The organism is Limnofasciculus baicalensis BBK-W-15, from assembly GCF_024178385.1.
Lineage (GTDB): Bacteria > Cyanobacteriota > Cyanobacteriia > Cyanobacteriales > Coleofasciculaceae > Limnofasciculus > Limnofasciculus baicalensis.
This window is the reverse complement of sequence record NZ_JAMZMM010000424.1, coordinates 1-4,650: the sequence shown is the minus strand read 5'-3', so window position 1 is coordinate 4,650 and position 4,650 is coordinate 1. Positions and strand designations below refer to the sequence as shown.

Genomic DNA, 4,650 nt, shown 5'->3' with positions numbered 1-4,650 from the left:
GGAGGAGAGGGAGTGGTATTTGGCGCTTTTTCCTTTCTCCTTGAGGCTTTCTCTGTTATTCCCTACCATCGGCGCGATCGCAATAATCTTACCACGGCCATCAATCTCAATTTTTTGCAACCCTTGATAACCAAGTATCCGCGCATTAATAATAGTCATGTGTAATTTGTAATTTATAGTTTGTTATTCATTGTAGAACAGGCATCTTGCCTGTTACAGTTATGAGTTGTTTGACCAACAACCAACAACCAAAAACCAACAACCAAAAACCAACAACCAATGACTAACAACAATCCCCTAATTGGCATAATTATGGGTAGCGACTCAGACTTACCCACCATGAAAGACGCGATCGCAATTTGCGAAGAATTCGGTATATCCTGTGAAGTCGCCATAGTTTCCGCCCACCGTACCCCACAAAGGATGGTAGAATATGCCCAACAAGCACACCATCGCGGACTCAAAGTAATTATCGCAGGTGCAGGAGGCGCTGCTCATTTACCTGGTATGGTAGCGTCACTCACACCCTTACCCGTGATTGGCGTACCAGTCGCTACTCGTAACTTACAAGGCGTTGATTCTCTTTATTCTATTGTGCAAATGCCAGGCGGGATTCCCGTTGCTACAGTGGCAATTGGTAATGCTAAAAATGCGGGACTATTAGCTATACAGATTTTGGCATCTCACCAACCAGAATTATTACAGCAAGTCCAGGAGTATCGCCAGAATTTAGCGCAATCGGTGATGGATAAGCAAGAATTACTGAATAAGTTGGGATATGAGGAATACCTGAAGCTTAAACCATAATCTCCAGCAATGGACTGTATCTTCTGATACAGCGAGCTAGATCCAAACAATTAATAAATAGAATGTTTCTAAGTTTCAGCCTAGATCGAGTAAAGGCATCTACTTCTGTTTTTATATTAAGGGAGTAAATCCCGCAAATGACCACCTCCTTAACTAAAGCTTGAGATGTGTTTCCGATAGTGAGGATAATTGACGAATGATGAATCAGCTAAACTTTCTCAACCCATTCAAACAGGAAAAATCGACTAAAAGACGCAGGCAAACTCCGCTCAATCGAAAAGTGAAATATTCGAGATTAACCTTATCTTTTCATCGGTTAGCGAGTACAATTGGTAAACTATCTACTACTTGGCAAGCATGTATTCCCTTGGGGATAATTATCTTGTTGTTTTGGAACTATGCAGCAATAGCTCAAGATGCACCCCCCAGTACAGAAGAGCAATTAGCTAGTCTCAAAGTTGCTCTAGATACTGTATGGGTAATGGTAGCAGGAATGCTAGTATTCTTTATGAATGCTGGATTTGGCATGTTAGAAACAGGATTTTGCCGTCAAAAGAATGCAGTCAACGTTTTGACGAAAAACCTGATCGTATTTGCCCTTTCCACCATCGCATTCTGGTCGATTGGATTTGGCTTAATGTTCAGTAATGGGGGCGGTTTTATTGGTACAAGTGGTGGATTCTTTTTGAGTGGTGCTGATAATAGCCCTGCCATGGGAGATGCCTATGAGGGAATTTTTAAATCCCTCAATTGGACAGGAGTACCTTTAATGGCAAAGTTCTTCTTCCAACTTGTATTTGCCGGGACTGCTGCCACAATTGTTTCAGGTGCAGTAGCGGAACGAATTAAGTTTCTTGACTTCTTAATTTTCAGCATCTTGCTCGTAGGTATTGCCTATCCAATTACCGGACATTGGATATGGGGTGGTGGTTGGTTAGCAGGAAAAGGTTTCTATGACTTTGCTGGCTCGGCTGTAGTTCACTCTGTTGGTGGTTGGGCAGCTTTAATGGGAGCAGCATTTCTCGGTCCCCGTTTGGGTAAATATCAAGAGAATGAAGCGATTGCCTTGCCCGGTCACAATATGAGTATTGCTACTTTAGGCTGTTTAATTCTGTGGTTTGGATGGTTTGGATTTAACCCCGGCTCCACTATGGCAGCAGATCCAAATGCGATCGCGCATATTGCCATTACTACTAACACAGCCGGGGCATTTGGTGGTGTCGCTTCGACAATTGTGGCTTGGTTATATCTGGGCAAGCCTGACTTATCAATGGTAATCAATGGCATCCTCGCTGGATTAGTGGGTGTTACCGCTTCCTGTGCCTGGATCAACGTTCCTTCATCTGCAATTATTGGTATTGTGGCTGGAGTAATGGTGGTTTTTGCTGTTACTTTATTTGATAAAATCAAAATTGACGATCCTGTCGGTGCAACATCAGTTCACCTCGTTTGCGGTGTTTGGGGAACCTTGTGTGTTGGTTTATTTAGCATCGGACCAAATGTCCCCTTGCATGGCACAACCCCATTATATACAGCCGGACCAGCAGCAGGACTGTTTTTTAACGGTGGCTTAAATCAGCTAATTACCCAACTAATTGGGATTGTGGCAATAGCTGGATTTACTGTTACTATCAGCAGCATCTTTTGGTTAGCCCTCAAATATACCCTCGGTATTCGAGTTACTGCCGAAGAAGAAATCGAAGGATTAGATATTGGGGAGCATGGCATGGAAGCCTACAATGGTTTTCTGAAAGAAACTGGACATGGTGGTAGCAGTAGTTTCTTTAGCGGTATGCCGAAGAGTAAGAGTATCAAGGAGTAACGACAATTACAGCAGATTGCAGGTTTATCGAGTACACAGCAGAAACCCGGTTTCTTTGAGAAACCGGGTTTCTATCTACCTCAAATACCTGAAAATTCCTGTAATAAATACAGGGGGCACGAGCATACCGTGTCTTTTTTATGTGTACAAAAAATAAAATATGGAAACCAATGTATAAATCTTACATATAACGTCTATACAATCTGTATTGGTGATAACAGAACCAAAATTGTCAAAAAAAAGTATAAGAATTTCCAGAGAAGTCATTTTTATGTAGTGTGTGATACAGAAGGCAAATGGTGGAATTGGTGGAATGCAGATACATTTCCCCCATTTCTACAGATGCCGAAGGAAGAGACAAGTGTTAAAGAACATTCTGATTATTAGCATAGTTACGCTCTGGCTACTGGTAGTGCCACTCACGGGTAATGCCTGGGCGGAAGCTAATGCAGTGGAAACTGCGATCGCAAATGCTGTCACCGCAGCCGATACTGGCTATATGCTGATTTGTTCAGCAATGGTATTGTTGATGACACCGGGATTAGCCTTTTTCTATGGTGGATTCGTGCGATCGCGGAATGTCCTCAATACTCTGATGATGAGCTTTGTCCTCATGGCGATTGTGGGGACTAGCTGGATACTCTGGGGCTATAGCCTTTCCTTTGCCCCTGGTAACTCCTTTATTGGCGGCTTGGAATGGTCATTTCTCAATGGTGTAGGGATGGAAACAACCGATTATCTCAAGGGTTCAAAACCAGAAGAGATTGTTTCCTATGCACCCACGATTCCTCACCAGGTATACATGATTTACCAAGCCATGTTTGCCATTATTACCCCAGCCCTAATTTCTGGGGCAATTGTGGAGAGAGTAAGTTTCCGCGCCTATGTGTTATTTGTCCTCCTCTGGTCAACTTTCATTTACACACCCCTAGCCCACATGGTTTGGGCAAAAGGCGGTATGTTGGGCTTATACGGTGGACTTGGGGCATTAGATTTTGCCGGGGGAACCGTCGTTCACATTAGTTCGGCAATTTCCGCATTAGTTGCTGCTATAGTCATTGGACCGCGTAAAACCTATCCAGATCAACCTGCTGCACCCCATAATGTTCCTTTTATTATGCTTGGTGCAGGTTTACTGTGGTTTGGCTGGTTTGGCTTCAATGCTGGTAGTGCTTTGGGAGCAAATTCTGTAGCCGTAGTTGCTTTTGTTGCTACCAATAGTGCAGCCGCTGCTGCTGCTTTAACCTGGACTATTTTGGAATGGGTTTTGCGAGGTAAACCTACAGCAGTGGGTATTGCTACAGGCGCTGTTGCGGGTTTAGTTGGAGTAACTCCTGCCGCTGGCTTCATCACTCCCCTATCTGCTATATTTATTGGCTCGATTGTGGCATTTTGCTGCTTCTTTGCCATTAGCCTCAAAGTTAAGCTGGGAATTGATGATTCTCTCGATACTTTCCCCGTCCACGGCGTAGGTGGTACAATTGGTGCAGTTTTGGCAGGTGTTTTTACCACTAAATTAGTTAACTCCGCAGGGGCAAATGGTTTGCTATTTGGCACAACAGGTAAATTATTTGACGGTAACGATCCTGGTCAATTTGTCAAACAAATTATAGCAATTGTCATTGCTTATGTTTTAGCAGGCGTGGGTACATTTATCATCCTCAAAGCCATTGATGCTACCATAGGGCTGCGAGTCAAGCCAGAAGAAGAATTCCAAGGTTTGGATATCAACGAACATGGAGAAGAAGCTTATGGTGAGGAGTTTGCCTCTGGACTCAGTTCAGTTGGAGAACGGACTAGTCATGGTGGATAATCAGGAAGAGTAACTTGTCATCAGATTTTTCCACCAAAAAACCCATCAGGTATTTTTGAGAAAACTATCTTTTCTTCCTCCAGCCCCTAACCCCGAACCTCTAACCCCTAATCCCGAACCTCTTTCAACAGTTTGAGTGGATTGCTGAGATACTAGTGACATCTCCTACACCAACCTGGGTACAGGTATGGTGTAGGCTTCCAAACCA

Annotated in this window: 3 protein-coding genes; all 3 read left to right on the top strand. The window is 43.6% G+C overall.

Annotated elements, in window-relative coordinates; translation table 11 throughout:
• Nucleotides 1-279 precede the first annotated feature (279 nt).
• The 3 genes from purE (at nucleotide 280) to NJ959_RS25850 (ending at nucleotide 4,442) form a co-directional block, all read left to right on the top strand.
• On the top strand, nucleotides 280-807 hold the full coding sequence (purE, locus tag NJ959_RS25860) for a 5-(carboxyamino)imidazole ribonucleotide mutase (RefSeq protein ID WP_254014634.1): 528 nt from the start codon (nucleotides 280-282) through the stop codon (nucleotides 805-807).
• A 196-nt stretch (nucleotides 808-1,003) separates the two neighbouring features.
• The gene (locus NJ959_RS25855) at nucleotides 1,004-2,629 is read left to right on the top strand and encodes an ammonium transporter (protein ID WP_254014633.1); all 1,626 of its coding nucleotides are present in this window, start codon (nucleotides 1,004-1,006) and stop codon (nucleotides 2,627-2,629) included.
• Between the two features lie 361 nt (nucleotides 2,630-2,990).
• Nucleotides 2,991-4,442, top strand: a complete 1,452-nt coding sequence (locus NJ959_RS25850; RefSeq protein ID WP_254014632.1) for an ammonium transporter — start codon at nucleotides 2,991-2,993, stop codon at nucleotides 4,440-4,442.
• Nucleotides 4,443-4,650 lie beyond the last annotated feature (208 nt).

Bases quoted from the DNA above. Each gene is read 5' to 3' on its own strand.
- NJ959_RS25855 (WP_254014633.1), top strand. From the start codon at position 1,004: ATGATGAATCAGCTAAACTTTCTCAACCCATTCAAACAGGAAAAATCG.
- purE (WP_254014634.1), top strand. From the start codon at position 280: ATGACTAACAACAATCCCCTAATTGGCATAATTATGGGTAGCGACTCA.